Annotated in this window: 18 protein-coding genes; 7 read left to right on the forward strand and 11 right to left on the reverse strand. The window is 73.3% G+C overall.

The features are described from left to right. Window positions 1–188 precede the first annotated feature (188 nt). A complete protein-coding gene (locus tag Q8W67_RS10070) occupies window positions 189–1,832 on the forward strand; it encodes a magnesium chelatase subunit D (protein WP_305544707.1) in 1,644 nt (547 codons plus the stop codon). A 51-nt stretch (window positions 1,833–1,883) separates the two neighbouring features. Here the strand turns inward: Q8W67_RS10070 and Q8W67_RS10075 are convergent, their stop codons facing one another. Beyond that, complete coding sequence (locus Q8W67_RS10075; protein WP_305544599.1) at window positions 1,884–2,030, reverse strand: hypothetical protein; 147 nt, start codon at window positions 2,028–2,030, stop codon at window positions 1,884–1,886. Window positions 2,031–2,237: 207 nt separating this feature from the next. Here Q8W67_RS10075 and bchO point away from each other — a divergent pair, with 207 nt between their 5' ends. From bchO to Q8W67_RS10100, 5 genes are all read left to right on the forward strand, one after another. Further along, window positions 2,238–3,137, forward strand: coding sequence for an alpha/beta fold hydrolase BchO (gene bchO / locus Q8W67_RS10080; protein WP_305544601.1), 900 nt, complete (start codon window positions 2,238–2,240; stop codon window positions 3,135–3,137). A gap of 234 nt (window positions 3,138–3,371) precedes the next feature. Further along, complete coding sequence (locus Q8W67_RS10085) at window positions 3,372–4,157, forward strand: gamma-glutamyl-gamma-aminobutyrate hydrolase family protein (RefSeq protein ID WP_305544604.1); 786 nt, start codon at window positions 3,372–3,374, stop codon at window positions 4,155–4,157. Window positions 4,158–4,459: 302 nt separating this feature from the next. Further along, window positions 4,460–5,218, forward strand: a complete 759-nt coding sequence (gene gntA / locus Q8W67_RS10090) for a guanitoxin biosynthesis heme-dependent pre-guanitoxin N-hydroxylase GntA (RefSeq protein WP_305544606.1) — start codon at window positions 4,460–4,462, stop codon at window positions 5,216–5,218. Window positions 5,219–5,253: 35 nt separating this feature from the next. Beyond that, on the forward strand, window positions 5,254–5,850 hold the full coding sequence (locus tag Q8W67_RS10095; protein ID WP_305544709.1) for an urea carboxylase-associated family protein: 597 nt from the start codon (window positions 5,254–5,256) through the stop codon (window positions 5,848–5,850). A 277-nt stretch (window positions 5,851–6,127) separates the two neighbouring features. Continuing rightward, complete coding sequence (locus tag Q8W67_RS10100) at window positions 6,128–7,867, forward strand: methyl-accepting chemotaxis protein (protein ID WP_305544609.1); 1,740 nt, start codon at window positions 6,128–6,130, stop codon at window positions 7,865–7,867. Window positions 7,868–8,118: 251 nt separating this feature from the next. Here the strand turns inward: Q8W67_RS10100 and Q8W67_RS10105 are convergent, their stop codons facing one another. From Q8W67_RS10105 to Q8W67_RS10115, 3 genes are read right to left on the reverse strand one after another with little or no spacing between them, the layout of a single operon-like run. Further along, the gene (locus Q8W67_RS10105) at window positions 8,119–9,372 is read right to left on the reverse strand and encodes a cytochrome P450 (RefSeq protein ID WP_305544612.1); all 1,254 of its coding nucleotides are present in this window, start codon (window positions 9,370–9,372) and stop codon (window positions 8,119–8,121) included. A 21-nt stretch (window positions 9,373–9,393) separates the two neighbouring features. Further along, window positions 9,394–10,665: an NAD(P)/FAD-dependent oxidoreductase gene (locus Q8W67_RS10110; RefSeq protein ID WP_305544615.1), complete on the reverse strand. Its 1,272-nt coding sequence runs from the start codon at window positions 10,663–10,665 to the stop codon at window positions 9,394–9,396. Between the two features lies 1 nt (window position 10,666). Next, the gene (locus Q8W67_RS10115) at window positions 10,667–10,912 is read right to left on the reverse strand and encodes a ferredoxin (RefSeq protein ID WP_305544618.1); all 246 of its coding nucleotides are present in this window, start codon (window positions 10,910–10,912) and stop codon (window positions 10,667–10,669) included. Window positions 10,913–11,194: 282 nt separating this feature from the next. On the opposite strand from Q8W67_RS10115, the gene Q8W67_RS10120 reads away from it, so the two are divergent. After that, entirely contained in the window at window positions 11,195–11,767 is a 573-nt protein-coding gene (locus Q8W67_RS10120; protein ID WP_305544621.1) for a hypothetical protein, read from the forward strand. Here the strand turns inward: Q8W67_RS10120 and Q8W67_RS10125 are convergent. The 7 genes from Q8W67_RS10125 to Q8W67_RS10155 all read right to left on the reverse strand — a co-directional run bounded on the left by Q8W67_RS10125 (window position 11,734) and on the right by Q8W67_RS10155 (window position 20,083). Further along, window positions 11,734–13,506 (reverse strand): class I adenylate-forming enzyme family protein, encoded by a 1,773-nt coding sequence (locus Q8W67_RS10125; protein WP_305544624.1) that lies wholly within the window; start codon window positions 13,504–13,506, stop codon window positions 11,734–11,736. The genes Q8W67_RS10120 and Q8W67_RS10125 overlap by 34 nt on opposite strands. Continuing rightward, window positions 13,503–14,273, reverse strand: coding sequence for an SDR family NAD(P)-dependent oxidoreductase (locus Q8W67_RS10130; protein ID WP_305544627.1), 771 nt, complete (start codon window positions 14,271–14,273; stop codon window positions 13,503–13,505). The genes Q8W67_RS10125 and Q8W67_RS10130 overlap by 4 nt, the downstream gene beginning before the upstream one ends. 166 nt (window positions 14,274–14,439) lie before the next feature. Then, window positions 14,440–15,222: an SDR family oxidoreductase gene (locus Q8W67_RS10135; protein ID WP_305544630.1), complete on the reverse strand. Its 783-nt coding sequence runs from the start codon at window positions 15,220–15,222 to the stop codon at window positions 14,440–14,442. 1 nt (window position 15,223) lies between these two features. Continuing rightward, the gene (locus tag Q8W67_RS10140; RefSeq protein WP_305544633.1) at window positions 15,224–16,282 is read right to left on the reverse strand and encodes a phosphotransferase family protein; all 1,059 of its coding nucleotides are present in this window, start codon (window positions 16,280–16,282) and stop codon (window positions 15,224–15,226) included. Further along, window positions 16,279–17,514: an acyl-CoA dehydrogenase family protein gene (locus Q8W67_RS10145; protein ID WP_305544636.1), complete on the reverse strand. Its 1,236-nt coding sequence runs from the start codon at window positions 17,512–17,514 to the stop codon at window positions 16,279–16,281. Before Q8W67_RS10145 ends, Q8W67_RS10140 begins: the two co-directional genes overlap by 4 nt. 140 nt (window positions 17,515–17,654) lie before the next feature. Next, the gene (locus tag Q8W67_RS10150) at window positions 17,655–19,166 is read right to left on the reverse strand and encodes an ATP-binding cassette domain-containing protein (RefSeq protein WP_305544639.1); all 1,512 of its coding nucleotides are present in this window, start codon (window positions 19,164–19,166) and stop codon (window positions 17,655–17,657) included. After that, a complete protein-coding gene (locus Q8W67_RS10155) occupies window positions 19,163–20,083 on the reverse strand; it encodes a branched-chain amino acid ABC transporter permease (RefSeq protein WP_305544642.1) in 921 nt (306 codons plus the stop codon). The genes Q8W67_RS10150 and Q8W67_RS10155 overlap by 4 nt, the downstream gene beginning before the upstream one ends. Between the last annotated feature and the right edge of the window lie 109 nt (window positions 20,084–20,192).

Here is a 20,192-nt window from a genome sequence, read left to right on the forward strand (position 1 = left end):
TTCCGGGGCGACGGCGGGGGTGGTGCCGGATGAGGCTCGGCGGTCCCGTCTGCGCCACCCCCACCCCCGGGCCCTCCCCGCAAGCGGGAGGGAAAGAGCGTGGCGTCTCAGATGATGGCCTTCGAGCCGGACGTGTCGATCCGCGCAGGCCGGCGGGTGAGGGGGGAGGAAAGGCCGAAGCGCCCGGGATCTGGCCCGACGCCGTTCTCGCCGCTCGGCTGCTCGCGACCGACCCGCACGGCTTCGGCGGCACGGTGGTGCGGGCGGCCCCCGGGCCGGTGCGCGAGCGCTGGCTTGACCTGCTGCGGGCGGCGCTGCCCCCCGGGGCACCCTGGCGGCGCCTGCCGCCGGGCATCGGCGACGAGAGCCTGCTCGGCGGTCTCGACCTCGCCGCGACGCTCTCGGCCGGCACCCCGGTGGCGCGGGCGGGACTGCTGGCGGAGGCCGATGGCGGGCTGATCGTCGTGCCCATGGCCGAGCGGCTGCCGCCCGGCATCGCGGCGCGACTCGCCGCCGCCCTCGACACCGGCACCGCCTCGGAACGCGGGGCCCGATTCGGCCTCGTCCTGCTCGACGAGGGCGAGGGCGACGAGACCGTCGCCGAGGCCCTGGCCGACCATCTCGCCTTCCGGATCGACCTGAGCGGCCTCGGATCCGCGGAGGCGGCCCGCGACGGGGCGGGGGCGGAGGCCGGTTCGGGCCCTGCGGCGCCCGATCCTGTCGGCACCCTCTGCGCGGTGGCGGAGGCGCTGGGCGTCGCCTCGCTGCGCGGCCCGATCCTGGCGGCCCGGGTGGCGCGGGCGCTCGCGGCGGATCGGCCGGTCGGCGACGTCGAGATCGCGGCCGCCGGCCGCCTCGTCCTGGCCCCGCGGGCCACGCGCCTGCCCGCCCCGCAGGAGGATGGTCCGGAGGAGGCGGACGCACCGCCGGCGGACGACCGGCCCGCGGAGGATGCGGCGGATCCCGCCGAGGGCGGCCCGAGCGACGACGTGGTGCTGGAGGCCGTGCGCGCGGCGATCCCCCCGAAACTCCTCGACCAGCTGCTGGCCGGAGGAGCCCGCCTCTCGGCAGCGAAGGCGGGCCGGGTCGGCCAGCCGGCGGCGTCCCGCACCGGGCGGCCGGTCGGAAGCCGGCGGGGCGACCCGCGGCGGGGACGCCTCGACCTGCTGGCCACCTTGAGGGCGGCGGCGCCCTGGCAGGCCCTGCGGCGCGGGCCGGAGGAGGCGCGCCGGATCGTGGTGCGGCGGGACGACCTCCGGATCCGGATCCTGCGGCAGCGGACCGAGACCACGACGGTATTCTGCGTGGACGCGTCGGGCTCGGCCGCCCTGGAGCGGCTGGCCGAGGCCAAGGGCGCGGTCGAGCTGCTGCTCGCCGAGGCCTATGTCCGGCGCGATCGGGTCGCCCTGGTGGCGTTCCGCGGCGGCGGCGCGGAGCTGGTGCTGCCGCCGACCCGCTCGCTCACCCGGGCCAAGCGCGGCCTGTCGGGCCTGCCGGGCGGAGGCGGAACGCCGCTCGCCGCAGGGATCGACGCGGCGCTCACGGTGGCGCTCGGCGTCCGCCGGAGCGGCAGCCGGCCCGTGATCGTCCTGTTGACCGACGGCCGCGCCAACGTGGCGCGCTCGGGGGAAGGCGGTCGCGCCCGGGCCGGCGCGGAGGCCCTGCAGGCGGCCCGGACCCTGCGCGCGGCCGGCCTGCCGGCCCTGGTGATCGATACCGGGGCCCGGGGCGAGGGCGCCCGCGCGGTCGCCGAGGCGATGGCCGCCCGCTACCTGCCGCTGCCGCGTGCCGATGCGGAGCTGCTCAGCGCGGCGGTGCGGGCCGCGCTCTGAGTGTCGTGACGGGTGGCTTCCGCGGCCGCGTGGACGGGGAAGGCGCCGGGATCAGAGGTCGCCGCGGACGCCGAGATCGGCGAGGCGCTGGTGATGGGCGAGCCAGGCGTTCAGCATCTCGCGGAACAGGCCGCGCAGGCTCCAGGGGCCGGAGGCCGGGGCGGTGAGGTGCGCGGTGGAGGAGGTGAAGAGGATCATGACCGGTTCCGAAGGTGAGAAAGGTGCGCGGCCCGCGTTCGATCCGGAAATGCCGGCCTCGTTGCGTTGCAGCAATCCGATTCCGGTCAGCGGTGGCATGCGGTTTTCGCATGCCGTTCCAATGTCTTACGAAATACTTCCGATGCGGAACGATAGCGCGTCCTCGGAGGGCGCCGCGAATTTTGGTGCGCTGCGGGATCCGGGCCCGTGCTGAACTCGTTCGATGCGGACCGGCCCGATTGGGCGGTCGACGGCCGGGACTGGCCGCACCGGGAGGCGAGCCGCTTCGTCGAGGCGGCGGGCCTGCGCTGGCACGTCCAGGAATTCGGCCGGCCCGAGGCGCCGACGCTGCTCCTGCTGCACGGGACGGGGGCGGCGACCCATTCCTGGCGCGGCCTCGCGCCGCTGCTGGCCCGGGACTTCTTCGTGATCGCTCCGGACCTTCCGGGCCACGGCTTCAGCGATCCCCTGCGCGATCCCGACCTGTCGCTGCCGGGCATGGCCCGGGCCGTGGCGGGCCTCGTGGCGGCGCTCGGGCGGCCGCCGGCCGTGGCGGCCGGCCACTCGGCCGGCGCGGCGGTCCTGGCGCGGATGTGCCTCGACGGCGCGATCGCGCCGCGGCTGCTGGCGGCCTTCAACGGCGCGCTGGCACCGCTGCCGGGGGCGGCCAACCTCCTGTTCCCCAGCATGGCGCGGCTGCTGTTCCTCAATCCGTTCACCCCGAAGATCTTTGCCTGGACGGCGGACCGGGCGGCGGCCAAGCGGCTGATCGAGGGGACCGGATCGCGCCTCGACGCCGAGGGCGTCGATCTCTACCGGCGGCTCTTCGCCCGCGCCGGCCACGTGCGCGGGGCGCTGGGCATGATGGCGAACTGGGATCTCGCCGGCCTGCACCGGGCGCTGCCGGGGCTGACGACCCGCACCCTGCTGATCGTCGGCGGCGACGACCGGGCGATCCGGCCGGACACTGCCTTCGCGGTGCGCGATCGCCTGCCCGATGCCCGCGTGGCCCTGATCCGCGGGCTCGGCCACCTTGCGCACGAGGAGGCCCCCGAGCGCGTCGCCGAGGTGCTGACCGAGGAGGCGCGGGCGGTCGGCCTCATCTGATACCGTGTCCGCTCGAATCGCCCGGTCGGTCCGCTCCGTCATCGCGCGCGCGGCGAAGCGCCCAGGGGACGCGCCAGGCATCGAGACGTGGCGCTGCCCGGCCGCGGCCCCTGTAGGGGCGACGAAGGCCGGATGGAACCCTGGGACTGGCGCCGGGCTTGCGTGGATCGTAGAGCCAGCCCCGGTCGCGGGTGTCCGCGGCGAGGCCAGGACCAGCAAGGAGCAGCCGGGACGATGGCGAGACCCGTGATCGGCGTCATCGGCAATGCACGCCTGCTCGACAACCGCTTCCCGGCCCAGATCGTCGGCCAGAACAACCTGCGCGCGGTGGCCGAGGTGGCCGGAGCCCTGCCGCTGATGTTCGCGGGCTCCCCCGCGATCACCGATCTCGGCGATCTCTTCGACACGGTGGACGGCGTGCTGCTCACGGGCGGCCGCGCCAACGTCCACCCGACGCGCTTCAAGGTCGAGCCCTGCGCGGCGCACGAACCCTACGACGAGGCCCGGGACGCCGTGGCGCTGCCGCTGATCGAGACCTGCGTCGCCCGCGGCGTGCCGCTTTTCGGCATCTGCCGCGGCTTCCAGGAGATGAACGTCGCCTTCGGCGGCAGCCTGCACCCGGAGATCCGCGAGTTGCCGGGACGCCTCAACCACCGGATGCCACGGCTGGAGAATGGGGAGATCCATCCGGACCTGGAGGTGATCTTCGCCGAGCGCCACGCGGTCCGCCTGACCCCGGGGGGGGCCTTCGCCCGGCTTCTCGGGCGCGAGACCATCCGGGTGAACTCCCTGCACGGCCAGGGCATTCTGGAGCCCGGGGCGCGGGTCGTGATCGAGGGCGTCGCCGAGGACGAGACGATCGAGGCGATCCGCATCCACGAGGCCCCGGGATTCGCCCTGGGCGTCCAGTGGCACGCCGAGCACGATCCCGCGACGAACCCGATCAATCGCGCCCTGTTCGAGGCCTTCGGGGCCGCCGCCGAGGCGTGCCGGCGCGGGCGGTCCGCGGGAAGGCGCTGATCCGCCACGACCGTACGCGCATGCGGGATCGTCTCCCCAAGTCAGGGGGCGGGCACGGCCAAATGCTGGCCCCGGCACATCGAGTCTTCCGCGCCTTGATCTATGTTGGCAGCTCCGCCGAACACTGCGGCAGATCTTTCCCGGAACGCCGGGATTCTTTCGGCGTCCCCCCAAAACGGGCGGTTTCCCCGGACGACCTGTCGCAGGCCGGAACGGCTGAACGGCATCGGTGTTGCCCGAGTCCCGAACAGCGGCTGCCTCCTTCGCGGGCAGCCTTGCGCAGAACACGGGCCAAGGACCGCATGCAGCTTCCCCGCGACGACCGAGAGCATCCCCGTGCCCAGGCCTTCCGCGACTTCATCCGGAATCCACCCTTCCCCTGCGTCGGCGCCAAGTCGGCCCTGTCCCGGGGCCGCATGAAGATCGTGGTGGCTCGGGACATCGCCTCGGGCTGGGACGACATGCGCATCTACCCGGCGCTGCTCGCCTTCGTGGCCCGCTATCGCCAGGAGCCCGACCTGTTCCAGAGCTTCGCCGTCGTGTTCGAAGGACCTGAGGACCTGTCCGAGGAAGACTTCGAGCAGAACCTCTGGGCGCGCGCGCAATCCCTGTCCGACAAGGATGCGTGGCTCGGCCAGCCCTACGACGGGCGCGTCGCCGAGGATCCCGACAATCCGCACTTCTCGCTCAGTTTCGGCGGGGAGGCTTTCTTCGTGGTCGGGCTGCATCCGAACGCGAGCCGGCCGGCGCGGCGCTTCTCCTCGCCGGTGCTGGTGTTCAATCTGCACGCGCAGTTCGAGCGGCTGCGCGCGGAGGGACGCTACGAGAAGCTGCGCGCTTCGATCCTGGAGCGCGACGAGGCGCTGGCCGGCAGCCTCAACCCGATGCTGGCGCGCCACGGCGAGACCTCGGAGGCGCGCCAGTACAGCGGGCGCGCGGTCGAGGCCGACTGGCGCTGCCCGTTCCAGGGCCGCGCGGCGGCCTCACCCGAGCCGGCCGCCGATGACTGGCATCCGCTGGCCCTGCCGCGCGGCGCTATGATCCCGACCCGCAGCGCATGATCGATAACGGGAGCGTGCGTGTGAGCGGAGCGATCATGGACCCGGCGGACGTGCAGCGGATCGAGCCCCGCTCGGGCGTGGCCTTCACCCTCGACCGGGGGCAGCGCCTGACGGTGATCGACCCCCGGGGCGAGCAGGTGGCCGACCTCGTCGCCTACAACCGGCACGACACGGGCGAGGTGATCTCGTCCGGACGGACCCTCGACTATGCCAGCCGGATCTACCTGACCACCGGCGACCCGCTCTACTCCAACCGCTCGAACGTGCTGCTGCGCATCGTCGAGGACACGGTGGGCCGCCACGACTTCCTGCTGACGCCCTGCTCGGCCGACACGTTCCGGATCATCTACGGCGACACCGACCCGCATCGCGGCTGCTTCGGCAACCTCGCTGCCGCGCTGGCCCCCTACGGCATCGCGCCGGACGCGATCCCGGTGGCATTCAACTGCTTCATGAACGTGCCGATCGACGGGGTCACCGGGGCGCTCACCGTCGCGCCGCCGCTCAGCCGGGCCGGCGACCGGATCACATTCGTCGCCGAGACGGACCTGATCATCGGGCTGACCGCCTGCTCGGCGCTGCAGTCGAACAACGGCAGCTTCAAGCCGATCCACTATCGGGTGGAGGGCTGAGGGGAGCACGTTGCCCGCCGGTATGTCGATCCGGAACCGTCGCGCGGATCAGTACGGCAATCGCGAGAGCCGGCCGCGCGCAGGACCGGAGCGGAGCGTCGCATGCTCGGCGGTCGACCAAATACTGCCGACATCCCCCATCGGAGAGCTGGCGTTTACCAATCCCGTAGCAGAACTCTGACCCGGAACAGCGTCAGGGTCCCGGCATCCGCTTGCGGTCCGGCCCCGCGCATTCAGCGTCTCGACGGCCCGCGGCCGTCCCGTTCTCGGTGCTCGGATGACACGCTCGCAGACAAGCCGCACAGCCGCCGACCACGCCGCGCCGTGGCGAGGCCTCTCGAGCGTCAAGCTGCGCCACAAGCTGGCGGCCGTGATGGCCCTGGTGGTGCTGGCGATCGGCGCCCTCAGCGCCCTGAGCTTCGTCGACACCCGGGATGCGGCGCTCGAAGATCGCGCGCTCATGACGCGGCGCCTCACCGAGGTCGCGCAGAGCCTGCTCGTCCACTACGAGGCGCTGGCATCCTCGGGGCGGATGCCCGTCGATCAGGCCCGGACGGCCGCCCTCGACGCGATCAGTGCCCTGCGCTTCGGCAACGAGGATTATTTCTTCGTCCTCGATTCCGAGGGCAGGCTGATCGCCAACGCGTTCAACGCCAAGAACGTCGGCAAGCAGGTGCTGGATCAGACCGACATCCCGGGGGGGAAGCGCTACTTCGCCGAGATGGTTGAGGTCGCCACGCGTCAGGGTTCCGGCTTGGTCGACTACATGAAGCCGCGCCCGGGCGGGACCGTCCCGGTCGAGAAGGTCGCGAGCGTCCAGCTGTTCAAGCCGTGGGGCTGGATCGTCGCCACGGGCCTCTACCGCGACGACGTGCACGTGGCCGTGCGCGGCCGCGCGGTCACCAACGCCCTCTGGTCCGCCTGCCTCGCGGTCCCGGTGCTGGCCCTGCTCCTGCTCATCGGCAACAGCCTGTCGCGCCCGATCACGCGCCTGACCGAGGCGATGCGCGCGCTGGCGGGCGGGGATCTCACGGTCACGGTCGAGGACCAGCGGCGCGGCGACGAGGTCGGCGCGATGGCGCGCGCCGTGCAGGTCTTCAAGGAGGCGCTCATCGCCAAGCGCGAGGCCGACGCGGCGTCCGTCGCGGAGAATGCCGCGAAGATGCGCCGGGCCCAGGTTTTGGACGCGCTCACATCCCGGTTCGACGCGCGGGTGAGCGCGCTGACCCAGGGCCTGTCCTCGGCCGCCGTGGAGATGGAAGCCACCGCGCGGGAGATGACCCGCACCGCCGGGCGCACCACCGAGCAGTCCGTGCGCGTGGCCGCGGCCTCCGAGCAGACCTCGACCAACGTCCAGACCGTGGCCGCCGCCAGCGAGGAGATGTCCGCCTCGATCCAGGAGATCGCGTCCCGCGTCGCCCAGTCCTCCGCGATGGCCGACCGGGCCAGCGTGGACGCGGCCCGCACGAACGAACTCATGCAGGTCCTGTCCCAGGGGACGGACCAGATCAGCGAGGTGATGAGCCTGATCGCCGGCATCGCCGGGCAGACCAACCTGCTGGCGCTGAACGCCACCATCGAGGCCGCCCGGGCCGGTGCGGCCGGCAAGGGCTTCGCCGTGGTGGCCGGGGAGGTGAAGGCCCTGGCGGCCCAGACCGCCAAGGCGACCGACACGATCGCCGGGCAGATCGCCGCCATCCAGAGCGAGACGCGGCACGCCGTCGACTCCATCCGGACGATCGGGGGCACGATCGACGCGATGCGCACGGTGGCGCTGAGCGTGGCCGCCGCCATGGAGGAGCAGGGCGCGGCCACCGGCGAGATCGTCCGGAACGTCACGCAGGCGGCCCAGGGGACGCAGGCGGTCAGCGCCGACATCGCCCACGTGCGCCAGGCCGCCGGCGAGACGGGAGCGGCCTCTGGCCAGGTCCTGAGCGCCGCGCAGGACCTGGCCCGCACCTCCGCCAGCCTCGGCCAGGAGGTGGCCGCGTTCCTCGCCGAGGTCAAAGCCGCCTGAGGCCGGGACCGGGCACGCGCATCAACCCTGGACTGGTAGACGACACCGGGCGGTCCGACGACGGAGCCGGTCACCGAATCCCGGGCCGGTCGGGCAAAGCTCCGGTCGTCCCGCGCGCCCGAGGGGCCGGCCGATGCGCGTCGCCCCTGTCGCCCTGTGGACCCGGGTCGGCTGGGCGCATGTGGCCATCGCACCCGCGCGCGGCGCGGAATCCGGATGTCATCGGCCGCGCAGCTGCCGCCGCTCCCCTCTCAGGCGATCCCCTCGATCGCCACCCGCAGGTGCTCCGGCCCGCGCAGGGCCGCACCGGGCCGGTAGGGCGGCGGGTCGGCGATCAGGCGGGGCGCCTTGAGGCGGCGGGCCAGGGCCGTCAGCGCCGCCTCGGCCTCGAAGCGGGCGAGCGGCGCGCCGACGCAGTAATGCAGGCTGCCGCCGAACCCGAGGTGGCGGGTGCCGGCGCGGTCCGGATCGAAGCGGTCGGGATCCGGGAACACGGCGGCGTCGCGGTTGCCGGCGGCGAGCAGCAGGACGAGGTCGGCCCCCTCGGGAATCGTGACATCGGCGATGTCGATGGCGGCGAGCGTCCTGCGGGTCCGGAACTGCACCGGCGGCTCGTAGCGCAGGAGTTCCTCGATCAGCCGCGGGGCGCGGCCCGGATCCTGCCGCAGGCGCTCCAGCTCGTCGGGATGCCGCAGCAGGGTGAGCAGTCCGTTGGTGATCAGGTTCACCGTGGTCTCGTGGCCCGCAACCAGCATCAGGATCGAGGTCGCGATCAGGTCGTAATCGCCCATCTTCACGCCCTCCGGCGTGGCCTCGTTGGCGAGCCCCGAGAGCATGTCGTCCTGCGGGTGACGGCGCTTCTCCTTGATCAGGTCGGCCATGTAGCCGCCGATCGCGTCGAAGGTCCGGCTGTTCGCGGCGCGGATCTCGGGATCGGACAGGCTGTCGGGCTCCAGCGCGGTGGCGAGCTGCGTCGCCCAGCCGTGGAATTTGGGCTCGTCCTCCCGGGGCACGCCGAACAGCTCGCAGATCACCGTCACGGGCAGCGGGTAGGCGAGGTCGTCGACGGCGTCGATCTCCCGCGCCGCGCATTTCTCGTCCAGCAGGTCGGCGACCAATCGGTCGGAGCGGGCGCGCATGGCCTGCACCCGCTCGCGGGAGAACTGGTGCATCACGGATGCCCGGAGGGCGTCATGGTCCGGCGGATCGCGGAAGATGAACACCCGGTGCCGGTCCATCATCCAATCCTTCAGCGGCTTGACGATCAGGTCGGTGAACGGGTTGCCGGTGCGCGGACGGTCGGCCGGGGGCAGCGTCTCGGAGCTGACCCGCGGGTCGTGCAGGAGGCTGGAAATGGTGCCGTGGGTCGCCGCGACCCAGGTCCCGGCCTCGGTCCCGTCATCCTGGCGTGAGACGGGAGTCTCCCGCAGCTTGGCGTAGACGGGATAGGGATTCGCCCGGTTGGCGAAGTCCTTCACCTGGCCGAGGAGGGTGGCGTCGGGCATGGCTTATCCGTGCTGTGCGCGTCAGGGGAAGCCCGGGGCGAGGATCTCGATCCCCTTCGGCCGGTCGGCCGCCGCCCCGCGCGGGGGAAACGGCGCGCCGGCGGCGACCAGCGCGGCATGGGCCGGCAGCCAGCGGGCGGAATCCACCGCCACGGCCGCGATGCAGCGGCCCGCGCGGCCATAGAGCGCGACGAACCGGCCCGAGGCCGGCTCGCCCTGGGTGAAGGCCAGCGCATCCGCGCCTTCGGTCAGCCCCACGGACTTGACCACGACGGCACCCTGCGTCGACCAGAAGGTCGGCAGCTCTCCATAGGGGGCTTCGGGTACCGCCCCGGCGAGCAGCCGGCCGGCATGGACGCCCTGAGCCACAGCCTGGCTCCAATGCTCCAGGGCGACCCGCCGCCCGCCGTAGAGCGGATGCGGGAACCGCGCCACGTCACCGGCCGCCGCGATGCGCGGGTCGGGCCGCCCGTCGGCGTCGAGGACATAGCCGGCCTCGTCGCAATCGACGCCGCCCGGATCCGCCGACAGGCCGGACCCGGCGAGCCACTCGGTGTTGCGGACGGCCCCCAGCGCGATGACGGCCACGTCCGCGTCGATCCGGGTGCCGTCGGTCAGGTGGCCGCGCACGAGGCGGCCGCCTTCGTCCTCCAGCCACTCGACCTCGCCGCCGCAGCGCAGGTCGACGCCCCGACCCTCGTGGATCGCCCCGATGAGCGACCCGACGGTGGTCCCAAGGACGCGGGCCAGCGGCGTCGGGCCGGGCTCGACCAGGGTCACGGGCAGGCCGAGCTGCCGGCACAGGTTGGCGACCTCGCAGCCGATGAAGCCGCCGCCGATCACCAGCACGCGCCGGGGGCCGGCGGCGAGGGCGGCCCGCAGCGCGGCGGCATCGTCCCGCCCGCGCAGGGTGAACACGCCCGTGAGCCGCCCCTCGTGCGGGTTCGGCCAGGGGCGGGCGCGGGTGCCGGTGGCAACCAGCAGGCGGTCGTACGGGAGGCGGCGCCCATCGGCGAGGCGCAGCGTGCGGGCCGCGCGGTCGAGGCCCAAGGCCGGGCTGCCGAGGTGCCAATCCACGTCCGCGCCCAGGCTGCTCGGCAGGGTGGTGGCGTCCGCGCGGATCGCGCCGGTGAGGACGTGCTTCGAGAGCGGCGGCCGGTCGTAGGGGCGGTAGGGCTCGGCGCCCACGATGGAGAGGGAGCCGGAGAACCCGGCCTCGCGCATCGCCTCGGCCCCGCGCAGGGCCGCGAGCCCGGCGCCCACCACCACCGCGCGTTCGGATGTCGGCATCATCTCAGGCGCCCCGCCCCGGATCCTCGACCCGGATCGCCTGGACCGGGCAGGCGACGCGCGCCCGCTCGATGTCGGCGCGGTCCCTCGCGGCGGGGGCCGGATCGTAGAACAGGGCCTCGTGCCCCTCGATGCGGAAGTGCCGCGGCGCCGCGTAGCAGCACTGGGCGTAGCCCTGGCAGAGATTGAGATCGACGCACACCCGCAAGCCGGGGGGTGAGCCGGGAGACGCATCGGCGGGGGCGGACATGGCGGTGCAACCGCCCCGGGGCCGGCGGGTTCCGCGGGAGCGGCAGGCCTCCACCGTCGCAGGCGGGGGCGCACTCGGCCTCGCCGGCGCATCGCGAGCCCGGGACTCCCCGGCCTCGCGGATAGAGTCATCAGTCGAGCCCCGGCACGATTCACTGATCTGAAAATGTGCTGATCGGTCACCGCCGAAATGGAGCGGCGCAATTCCCCTCGGCAACGGTTCGCTCTATTGTCGCTCCGCCCCGCGGACCTGTCCGAAGCGCCGCGATCCCAGGAGGGCGCCATGCCGTACGGTGCGCGAACGAGCCTCGCCGCTCTCATCCTGTCCCTCGCCCTGGGCGTGACAGGCGCCTGTGCCGAGCCTGCCTCCGGCACGACCTGGACCGACCCGCCGGCCCACAGGCCGGTCCCGGAGAAGCCGCCGGCCGAGGCCCGGAAGGCCGCCACTCCGGCGCCGTCGACGCCCGCCGCCGCGTCGCAGGGCGTCCAGCCCGCTCCGGTCGCCCGGAAGGCACTGGCCGCGCACCGCGTCCGGCCGCGCGTGGCGGTGCACCGCGCCGCACCGTCGCCCAAGCGCGTCGCCGCGACCGCGCGCCGGGCGCGGGTCGCCGCCGCCCCGGTCCGGACGGTCCGCCAGCCCAGGCTGGTGGCGGCCGAGCCGCCGCCGCCGCCCCCGGGCGGCACCGCGCGCTACAGGACCTACGGCTACGGGCCGGGCTACGCCGACGAGCGCCTGGAGCGCCTGAGCGCCGCGGAGGCTGCCGGCTACCTCGTCGTGCGCCGCCGGACGGTGGAATTCCCGGACGGCCGCTCGCTGCGCGTCTACCGCCCCGTCGACGAAGCCGAGCCGTTCTGATCCGGCGGATCGGCGAAGACCGCCCGCAGCGACGTCCGCAACACCTTGCCGGCGGGGTTGCGCGGCAGGAGCCCGTCCCAGACCACGACGCGCACCGGCACCTTGAAGGCCGCGAGCCGCCCGGCCGCGAAGGCGCGGATCTCCTCCGGCCCGGCCCGGGCCCCCTCGGCGAGCGCCACGATCGCGCCCGGCTCCTCGCCGAGCGTCGGATGGGGCACCGGCAGCACCACGGCGTCGATCACGTCCGGGTGCGCGTAGAGGGCGTTCTCGACCTCGCAGCAATAGATGTTCTCGCCGCCGCGGATCAGCATGTCCTTGATCCGGTCGACGATGGTCAAAAAACCCTCGTCGTCGGCGCGGGCGAGGTCGCCGGTGCGCAGCCATCCCTCGGAGAGGGTCTCGGCGGTGGCCTCCGGGTCGTCCCAGTAGCCGCGGACCACGTTCGGCCCCTTCACGCAGAGCTCACCGACGCTGCCCGGGGCCAAGTCCTGCCCGAGCAGATCGACGATCCGCACCTCGCAGACCGGCAGGGGCGGCCCGCAGGAATCGGGATGGGCGAGGTAATCCTCGCCCTGGTGGTGGGTGAAGGTCGCCGAGGTCTCGGTCATGCCCCAGCCGGTTGCGGCGGTGACGTTCGGGAAGGCCTCGCCCAGCGCGCGCACGAGGTCGCCCGCGGCGGGCGCGCCGCCATACGTCACGGTCTCCAGGCTCGGTAGCGTCCGGCCTGCCTCCCGGGCGGCGGAGGCGAGCTGCCAGGCGATGGTCGGCACGCCGCCGGCGCCGGTGCAGCCCTCGGCCTCGATCAGGTCGAGGGCCTCGCGCGCGTCCCAGCGATGCATCATCACGAGGCGGTGGCCGCCGTAGAGCGCCGAGCCGAGGCTCGCGTGGCAGCCGGTGACGTGGAACAGCGGAATGACCAGGAGGGAGGCCCGCTGCGGCGCGGACGGATCGGGCCTCGGCGGCGTCTCGCCCCGGCGCAGACAGGTGCGCGCCGCCGAGTAGGGATAGGCCATCACCGTGGTGGCGGCGGCCCGGTGGGTGCCGACCGCGCCCTTGGGCCGGCCGGTGGTGCCCGAGGTGTAGAACAGGGTCGCGTCGTCCTCGGGATCGAGGGCGATGTCGGGCAGGGGCCGCTCCGGCAGCGCGGCCCAGCCCGCGACCGGGCCGGTCACCTCCGAGAGCGGCGTCGCCCGGGGATCGGCCTCCATCCGGGTGGTGAAGATCCGCTCCAGCGCCGGACATTCCGCCAGATGCGGGGCGATCCGGGCGAAGCGCTCGCCGTCGGCGATCAGCACCCGCGCGCCCGAATGCCGGAGCCCGTAGGTCAGTTCGGGCCCGGTCCACCACGCGTTGAGGGGCGTCGCGATCGCACCGGCGAGCAGGGCGCCGTAATAGCAGACCGGCCATTCAGGCAGGTTGCGCAGCGCGATGGCCACCCGGTCGCCCTTCCGGATCCCGGCCGCCACCAGGGCCTGCGCGAAGGCGGTCGCCGCGCGGGAAAAACCCGTGAACGTGACGCGCTCGTCGCGGTAGACCACGAAGGTCCTGTCCCCGTGCGCCCGAGCGATCAGGTACAGGTCGCGGAGCGTCGGCGGGGCGGCCTTCCAGATCCGGGTCGGCACGCCCCGGATCGGCACCGTGGCGATCTCGAAGGGCGCGCCCGGGGCGGTGAGCCGGGCCTGCGCGTCGCGGAAGGACAGCGCCGGCCAGCCGGCGGGGATGCGCGGATCGGAGCTCATCGCGCGATCGTCACGCCGCCATCGACCACGAGCGCCTGGCCGGTCACGAACCGCCCGGCCGGGGAGGCCAGGAACACGGCGGCGCCGGCGATCTCGTCGGGCTCGCCGATCCGGCGCAGCGGGGCGGTGGCCGTCGTCGCCTCCAGCATCTCGGGATCCTCCCACAAAGCCCGGGCGAAATCGGTGCGGACCAGCCCCGGGCAGAGGCAGTTCACCCGCACGTTGGCCGGGCCGTACTCCACCGCGTAGTTGCGGGCGAGCTGGAGATCGGCAGCCTTCGAGACGTTGTAGGCGCCGATCACCGGCGATCCCTTGAGCGCCCCGATGGAGGACACGATGACGATCGCGCCGTCCCGCCGCTCGACCATGCCGGGGGCGACCATCTGGATCAGCCAGTGGTTCGACAGGACGTTGTTCTCGAGGATCTTGCGGAACTGCGCGTCGGAGATCCCCGCCAGCGGCCCGTAATAGGGGTTGCTGGCGGCGTTGCAGACCAGAATGTCTACCGGCCCAAGGCGGGCCTCGGTCTGTGCCACGAGGTCTTGCAGCTCGGCCTTGACGGAGATGCTCGCCGGGATCGCCACCGCGCGGCCCGCCCCGTGGGCGGCCTCGATCTCGGCCACCACCGCCTCGCAGGCCGCGCGCTTGCGCGACGAGACCACCACCCGGGCGCCGTGCTCGGCCATCCGCAGGGCGATCGCCCGGCCGATGCCCCGGGACGAGCCGGTGATGAGCGCGACCTTATCGGTCAGATCGAACAGGGACATGGCTAGATCATCCGTATCAAACCCGTCGTCCCGGGGCGCCGCAGGCGAGCCCAGGACCCGGAGGCGCCGCGGCGGCCGGATGAGGCGGGACGGCGCGTCTGGATCCCGGGCTCCGCTCCGCGGCACCGGGACGACGGGGTTGGAACGGGCAGGTCGGAGACCATCGTCACGCCTCCGGCCCGGCCAGCTGCGACCGGCGCAGGCGCGCCATGCCGGCGAGCCAGCGCTCGGGATCGTCGGCCCGGCGGCGGGCATAGTTCGCCACCTGCGGGTGCGGCAGAATCAGGAACCGGCCGGCCGCCAGCCCGTCGAGGGCTGCCTCCGCCACGGCCTCGGGCGACAGCACGCCGTCGCGGGCGGCGGCGCTCGCGTTCCCCAGCATGGCGGTCTCGACCCCCTGCGGGCACAGGGCGGCGACCCGGATGCCGTCGTCGGCATGGGCGATGGCGAGGTGCTCGAGGAAGGCGAGGGCCGCGTGCTTGGTGGCCGAATAGGTGGCGCTGCCGATCTGGCTCAGCAATCCGGCCGCCGAGACGGTGCCCAGCAGGGCACCCCCACCCCGGGCGCGCCAGAGCGGGACGAGGACACGCGCCGCGTGGACATGGCCCATCACGTTCACCGACCATGCCCGCGCCCAGCTGCCGAGATCCGCCGAGGTCGCGAGATCCGGATCGGGGTCGCGCTCCAGGATGCCGGCATTGGAGCAGTACAGCGCCACCGGCCCGATCTCGGCCTCGATCCGCGCGAGGGTCCCGGCGACGGCCCCCGCGTCCGCCACGTCGAGCGCGTAGGCGCGGCCGCCGAGCCGGGCGGCCACGGCCTCAGCGCCGGCGCCGTCCCGGTCGAGGGCGACCACCGTGGCGCCCCTCGCCTGCGCGGCCACGGCGAGCGCCCGGCCGATGCCGCGCGCGGCCCCGGTGACGGCGACGACGCGGCCGGCGAGATCCATCTCAGGCCCCCGCGCGCGCGGCGAAGGCCCAGGCCGCGGCGGCGAGATTCGGCACCCGCGCCGCCATGGCGGCGGCGTGCTCGCTCGCGGCGTTGCCGGCCTTCGCGCGGGCGGCCACGCCCTGGAGGATGCCCACCAGCCGGAACAGGTTGTAGGCGAAGTACCAGTCGAGATCGGGCATCTCCGCCCGGCCGGCGGCACGGCAGTAGAGCGCCACCGCCTCGTCCCGGGTCGGGATGCCCAAGGCCGGCAGGTCGAGGCCGCCGAGCGAACTGCGCCCGTCGGCGGGCAGCTCCCACTGCATCAGCAGGTAGCTGAAATCGGCCAGCGGGTCGCCGAGCGTCGACAGCTCCCAGTCGAGCACCGCGCTGACGCCGCCGTCCCCGGAAAAGATCAGGTTGTCGAGGCGGTAATCGCCGTGGACGATGGCGGCGCCCTGCTGTGCGGGCACGGTGCGCGGCAGCCACGCGATCAGGCGCTCGACATCCTCCAGGCGGCCGTCCTCGGCGGCGCGGTACTGGCGCGTCCAGCGGTCGACCTGGCGGGCGAAGTAGTTGCCGGGCCGGCCGTAATCGGAAAGCCCGGCCGCCTCCGGATCGACCGCGTGCAGGCGGGCCAGCGTCGCGATCATGCCGGCATAGTGCCGGTGGCGGGCATGGAGGTCGAGGCCGGGCAGGGCGCCGTCCCAGTGCACGGTGCCGTCCACCGCCTCCATCACGTAGAAGGCCGCGCCGATGATCGTTTCGTCCTCGCACAGCGCGAAGGGCCGCGGTACCGGAAAGCCCTCGCCGTAGAGCGCGCCGATCACCCGGAACTCGCGTTCCACCGCGTGCGCGGAGGGCAGGAGCCGGCCGAACGGCTTGCGCCGGAGCACGTAGGCCTGGCCCGGCGTCTCCAGCCGGTAGGTCGGGTTCGACTGGCCGCCGCGGAACTGCTGCACGGTGAGCGGCCCGGAGAAGCCGCGCACGTGGTCGGCGAGCCAGGCGGCGAGCCGCGCCTCGTCGATCCGGTGGCGCGGCTCGACCGGCTTCACGCCGGAGAAGGCGTCGGGGCCGCTCATGCGCCCTCCCGGGCATTGGTGTAGCGCCCGAATTCCAGACGGGCGATCGAGCGGTTGTGCACCTCGTCGGGCCCGTCGGCCAGCCGCAGGGTGCGGATATGGGCGTACATCTTGGCCAGCCCGAAATCCTCCGACACGCCGGCGCCGCCATGGGCCTGGATCGCGTCGTCGATCACCTTGAGGGCGATCCGGGGGGCGGCGACCTTGATCATGGCGATCTCGAGCTTGGCGCCCTTGGCGCCGACCTTGTCCATCATGTCGGCGGCCTTCAGGCAGAGGAGCCGGGTCATCTCGATGTCGATCCGCGCCTCCGCGACCCGCTGCTCCCAGACCGATTGCTCGCTGATCCGCTTGCCGAAGGCGACCCGCGACACGAGGCGGCGGGCCATGGCCTCGAGCGCCACCTCCGCCGCCCCGATGGTGCGCATGCAATGGTGGATGCGGCCGGGCCCGAGGCGCCCCTGCGCGATCTCGAAGCCGCGCCCCGGCCCAAGAATCAGGTTCTCGGCCGGGACGCGCACGTTCTCCAGCACCACCTCGCCGTGGCCCTTGGGCGCGTCCTCGTAGCCGAAGACCGGCAGCAGCCGCTCGACGCGCAGGCCCGGCGTATCCATCGGCACCAGGATCTGGGATTGCTGCCGGTGGCGGGGCGCGTCCGGGTCGGTCTTGCCCATCAGGATCGCGATCCGGCAACGCGGATCGCCGACCCCGGTGGACCACCACTTGCGCCCGTCGATGACGTAATGGTCGCCGTCGCGGCGGATGGCAGTCCTGATGTTGGTGGCGTCCGAGGAGGCGACATCCGGCTCGGTCATCAGGAAGGCCGAGCGGATCTCGCCCGCCATCAGGGGCCGCAGCCACGCCGCCTTCTGGGCCGGGCTGCCGTAGCGGTGCAGCACCTCCATGTTGCCGGTATCGGGCGCCGCGCAGTTGAAGCATTCCGACGCGATCCCGACCCGGCCCATCTCCTCGGCGCACAGCGCGTAATCGAGGTTGGTCAGGCCGGCACCACGGTATTCCTCGGTGTCGTGCTCGGGGGAGGGCGGCAGGAACAGGTTCCACAGGCCTTCGGCCCGCGCCTTCTCCTTCAGCCGCTCCAGGGTGGGCGAGGGCGCGCGGCTCGCGGCGCGCTCGGCCGCCACCGCGCCGGCGGCGGGCAGGACCGCGTCGGCGATGAAGGCGCGGACGCGCCCGAGCCAGTACGTCTGGGACTGGGACAGATTGAAGTCCACGGCGTCCGCTCCCTACGGTTTTTCTGATTGGCTAGCGCGCCAAGCTTGCGCGAGCCGGGGGTTGCCTCCGGCTACTCATTCCCCCCGCGAAGGGGGAAGGAAACGTGCGTATCTGACGGTTTCCGTTCTCCAGGCCGCCCTCACAGATACTGCGCCCCCATCTCGCCGGCGAAGCGGTCCGGCGGACCTTCCCAGACGATGCGGGCCTGTTCCAGGACGTAGACCCGGTCGGCATGGGGGAGCGCGAAGGTGACGTTCTGCTCGCCCAGCAGGACCGTGATCGGCGTGGTCTGGCGCAGGCGCTCCAGCGCCTTCGACAGCAGCTCCAGGATCACCGGGGCGAGGCCGAGCGTCGGCTCGTCGAGGATCAGGAGGCGCGGACGCATCATCAGGGCGCGGGCGATGGTCAGCATCTGCTGCTCGCCGCCCGAGAGGGTGCGGGCGGTCTGGCCCTCGCGGGCCTTGAGGATCGGGAAGAGCTCGTAGAGCCATTCGCGCTGCTTGGCGCTCTCGGCCTTCGGGAAATGCTGCCCGCCGAGATCGAGATTCTCGCGGACGTTGAGATCGCCGAACAGCTCCCGGGTCTCGGGCACCTGGACGATGCCGGCCCGGGCGATGGCGGCGGGCTTCATCTGGGCGAGGTCCCGGCCGTCGAACCGGATCGTGCCCGTATGCGGGACGAGGCCCGAGATGGCGTTGAACAGGGTGGTCTTGCCGGCGCCGTTCAAGCCCACCACCGAGACGAACTCGCCCTCGTGGACGTGGATCGCGGCGCCGCGGAGCGCCTGCGCCTTGCCGTAGAGCACGTCGACGTTCTCGACCGTGAGGAGCGAATCCGGCTTGAACGCGGCCTCGGGCCGGGCCGCCGTCTCGATGCTGCCGCCGAGATAGACCCGGCGCACGGTCGGGTCGGCCATCACGGCTTCGGCCGAGCCCTCGGCGATGCGCTCGCCGAGATACATGGCGAACACCCGGTCCACGAGGGCCGCGACGCTCTTCACGTTGTGGTCGACGAGGAGCACGGCCTTGCCCTCGTCGCGGAACCCCCGGATCAGCTCGGAGAAGGCGGCGACCTCGCCCCCGGTGAGGCCGGCGAAGGGCTCGTCCACCAGCACGACCCGGGGATCGCGGGCGATGGCCTTGGCGAGTTCCAGCCGGCGCAGGTCGGCGAAGGGCAGGGTGCCCGGCCGCCGGTCGACCACGGCGCCGAGGCCGACGCGCTCGGCGATCTCCTTCGCGCGGCGCGCCACGTGGGGATCCGCGGCGAGCCGGATCAGGCTGTCGGGCAGGAGCGCGAGGCTGATGTTCTCCAGAACGGTCTGCCGCTGGAGCGGCCGGGCGTGCTGGAACACGAGGCCGATGCCCGAGCGCGCCACCCGGTGGGCCGGCAGCCCGCCGATCTCAGCGCCGTCGAGGCGGATCGAGCCGGCGCTCGGCCGCTCCAGGCCCATGATCAGCTTCATCACGGTGGACTTGCCCGAGCCGTTCGGCCCGATCAGGCCCAGGATCTCTCCGGGCCGCAGGTCGAGGTCGATGTCCTTGACGGCGACCAAACCGCCGAAGCGCTTGGTCAGGCCGCGCACGGTGAGGCAGGGCTCGGCCGGAGCGGCCGATACGGCGCGGGGCGGCGTGGGCCTGACGGCGACGGTCATCGCGCTCTCCGGACGGATGCGAGGCCGAGCAGCCCCGAGGGCACGAACAGGATGACGAGCAGCGCCACCGCCGAGACCACGAAGGTCGAGAGCGCGCCGAGTGGCCGCAGCAGCTCGCCCGCCGCGATCAGGAACACAGCCCCGAGCGCGGCGCCCACGATGGTCCGGCGTCCGCCCAGCACCGCCGCGATGATCACCTGCACGCCCACCGCCGTGTCGATCAGCGTGCCCACCGAGGCGGTGCCCATGTAGAAGACCACCAGCCCCCCCGCGAGGCCCGAGAAGGCGGCGCTGACCGCGAAGGCCGCGAGCTTGTGCTTGGCGACGTTGAAGCCGAGCGCCCCGGTCACCACCGGATCCTGGCCGGCGGCCTGGAGGATCAGCCCCGCGGGCGAGCGGGCGATGGCCGTGAGGATCAGCCCAGAGAGGGCCATGAAGCCCAGCGCGATCCAGTAGTTGGTGTCGGCGTCGATGGAGATGACGTCGGGCACGGTGAGCCCGATCTCGCCGCCCGTCAGGCCGGAGAACACCACGATCATGTTCTGCAGGAGCAGCACCGCGACCAGGGTGATCAGCCCGAAATAGGGGCCCCGCACCTTGAGCGCCGGCAGCGCGAGCGCCAGGCCGCCGACCACCGCCAGCAGGGTGCCCGCCGCGAGGCAGTAGGGGATCGGCAGCTCGTAGCGGTTGTTGAGGATGCCGGCGCCGTAGGCCCCGAGGCCGATCAGGAAGGTCGGGCCGAAATTGACCTCGCCGGCGAAGCCGAAGAGCAGGTCCCAGGCCATGGCGAACACGCCGAAATAGTACGCGATGGTCAGGAGGCCGAGGATGTAGCCGGAGACCCACAAGGGCAGGAACGCGGCCACCGCGAGGGCGAGGAGGGCGGCCCAGAAGCCGGGGGTGGTGAGCAGCTTCATGAGGACACAAGGGCTCCACGCGTGTCCCTCCCCCCTCTTCGGGGGAGGGTGGGCCGGCCGTCAGGCCGGGTCGGGAGAGGGGAGCGCGGCGTCCGGAACGGTCGCGACG

It is taken from the genome of Methylobacterium sp. NEAU K, assembly GCF_030700285.1.
In the GTDB taxonomy this organism is placed as follows: domain Bacteria; phylum Pseudomonadota; class Alphaproteobacteria; order Rhizobiales; family Beijerinckiaceae; genus Methylobacterium.

Bases quoted from the DNA above. Each gene is read 5' to 3' on its own strand.
- Q8W67_RS10150 (WP_305544639.1), bottom strand. From the start codon at position 19,166: ATGACCGTCGCCGTCAGGCCCACGCCGCCCCGCGCCGTATCGGCCGCT.
- Q8W67_RS10140 (WP_305544633.1), bottom strand. From the start codon at position 16,282: ATGAGCGGCCCCGACGCCTTCTCCGGCGTGAAGCCGGTCGAGCCGCGC.
- Q8W67_RS10130 (WP_305544627.1), bottom strand. From the start codon at position 14,273: ATGTCCCTGTTCGATCTGACCGATAAGGTCGCGCTCATCACCGGCTCG.
- Q8W67_RS10100 (WP_305544609.1), top strand. From the start codon at position 6,128: ATGACACGCTCGCAGACAAGCCGCACAGCCGCCGACCACGCCGCGCCG.
- Q8W67_RS10125 (WP_305544624.1), bottom strand. From the start codon at position 13,506: ATGAGCTCCGATCCGCGCATCCCCGCCGGCTGGCCGGCGCTGTCCTTC.
- Q8W67_RS10135 (WP_305544630.1), bottom strand. From the start codon at position 15,222: ATGGATCTCGCCGGCCGCGTCGTCGCCGTCACCGGGGCCGCGCGCGGC.
- Q8W67_RS10155 (WP_305544642.1), bottom strand. From the start codon at position 20,083: ATGAAGCTGCTCACCACCCCCGGCTTCTGGGCCGCCCTCCTCGCCCTC.
- Q8W67_RS10105 (WP_305544612.1), bottom strand. From the start codon at position 9,372: ATGCCCGACGCCACCCTCCTCGGCCAGGTGAAGGACTTCGCCAACCGG.
- Q8W67_RS10120 (WP_305544621.1), top strand. From the start codon at position 11,195: ATGCCGTACGGTGCGCGAACGAGCCTCGCCGCTCTCATCCTGTCCCTC.
- Q8W67_RS10085 (WP_305544604.1), top strand. From the start codon at position 3,372: ATGGCGAGACCCGTGATCGGCGTCATCGGCAATGCACGCCTGCTCGAC.
- Q8W67_RS10075 (WP_305544599.1), bottom strand. From the start codon at position 2,030: ATGATCCTCTTCACCTCCTCCACCGCGCACCTCACCGCCCCGGCCTCC.
- Q8W67_RS10110 (WP_305544615.1), bottom strand. From the start codon at position 10,665: ATGATGCCGACATCCGAACGCGCGGTGGTGGTGGGCGCCGGGCTCGCG.
- Q8W67_RS10115 (WP_305544618.1), bottom strand. From the start codon at position 10,912: ATGTCCGCCCCCGCCGATGCGTCTCCCGGCTCACCCCCCGGCTTGCGG.
- Q8W67_RS10095 (WP_305544709.1), top strand. From the start codon at position 5,254: ATGGACCCGGCGGACGTGCAGCGGATCGAGCCCCGCTCGGGCGTGGCC.
- gntA (WP_305544606.1), top strand. From the start codon at position 4,460: ATGCAGCTTCCCCGCGACGACCGAGAGCATCCCCGTGCCCAGGCCTTC.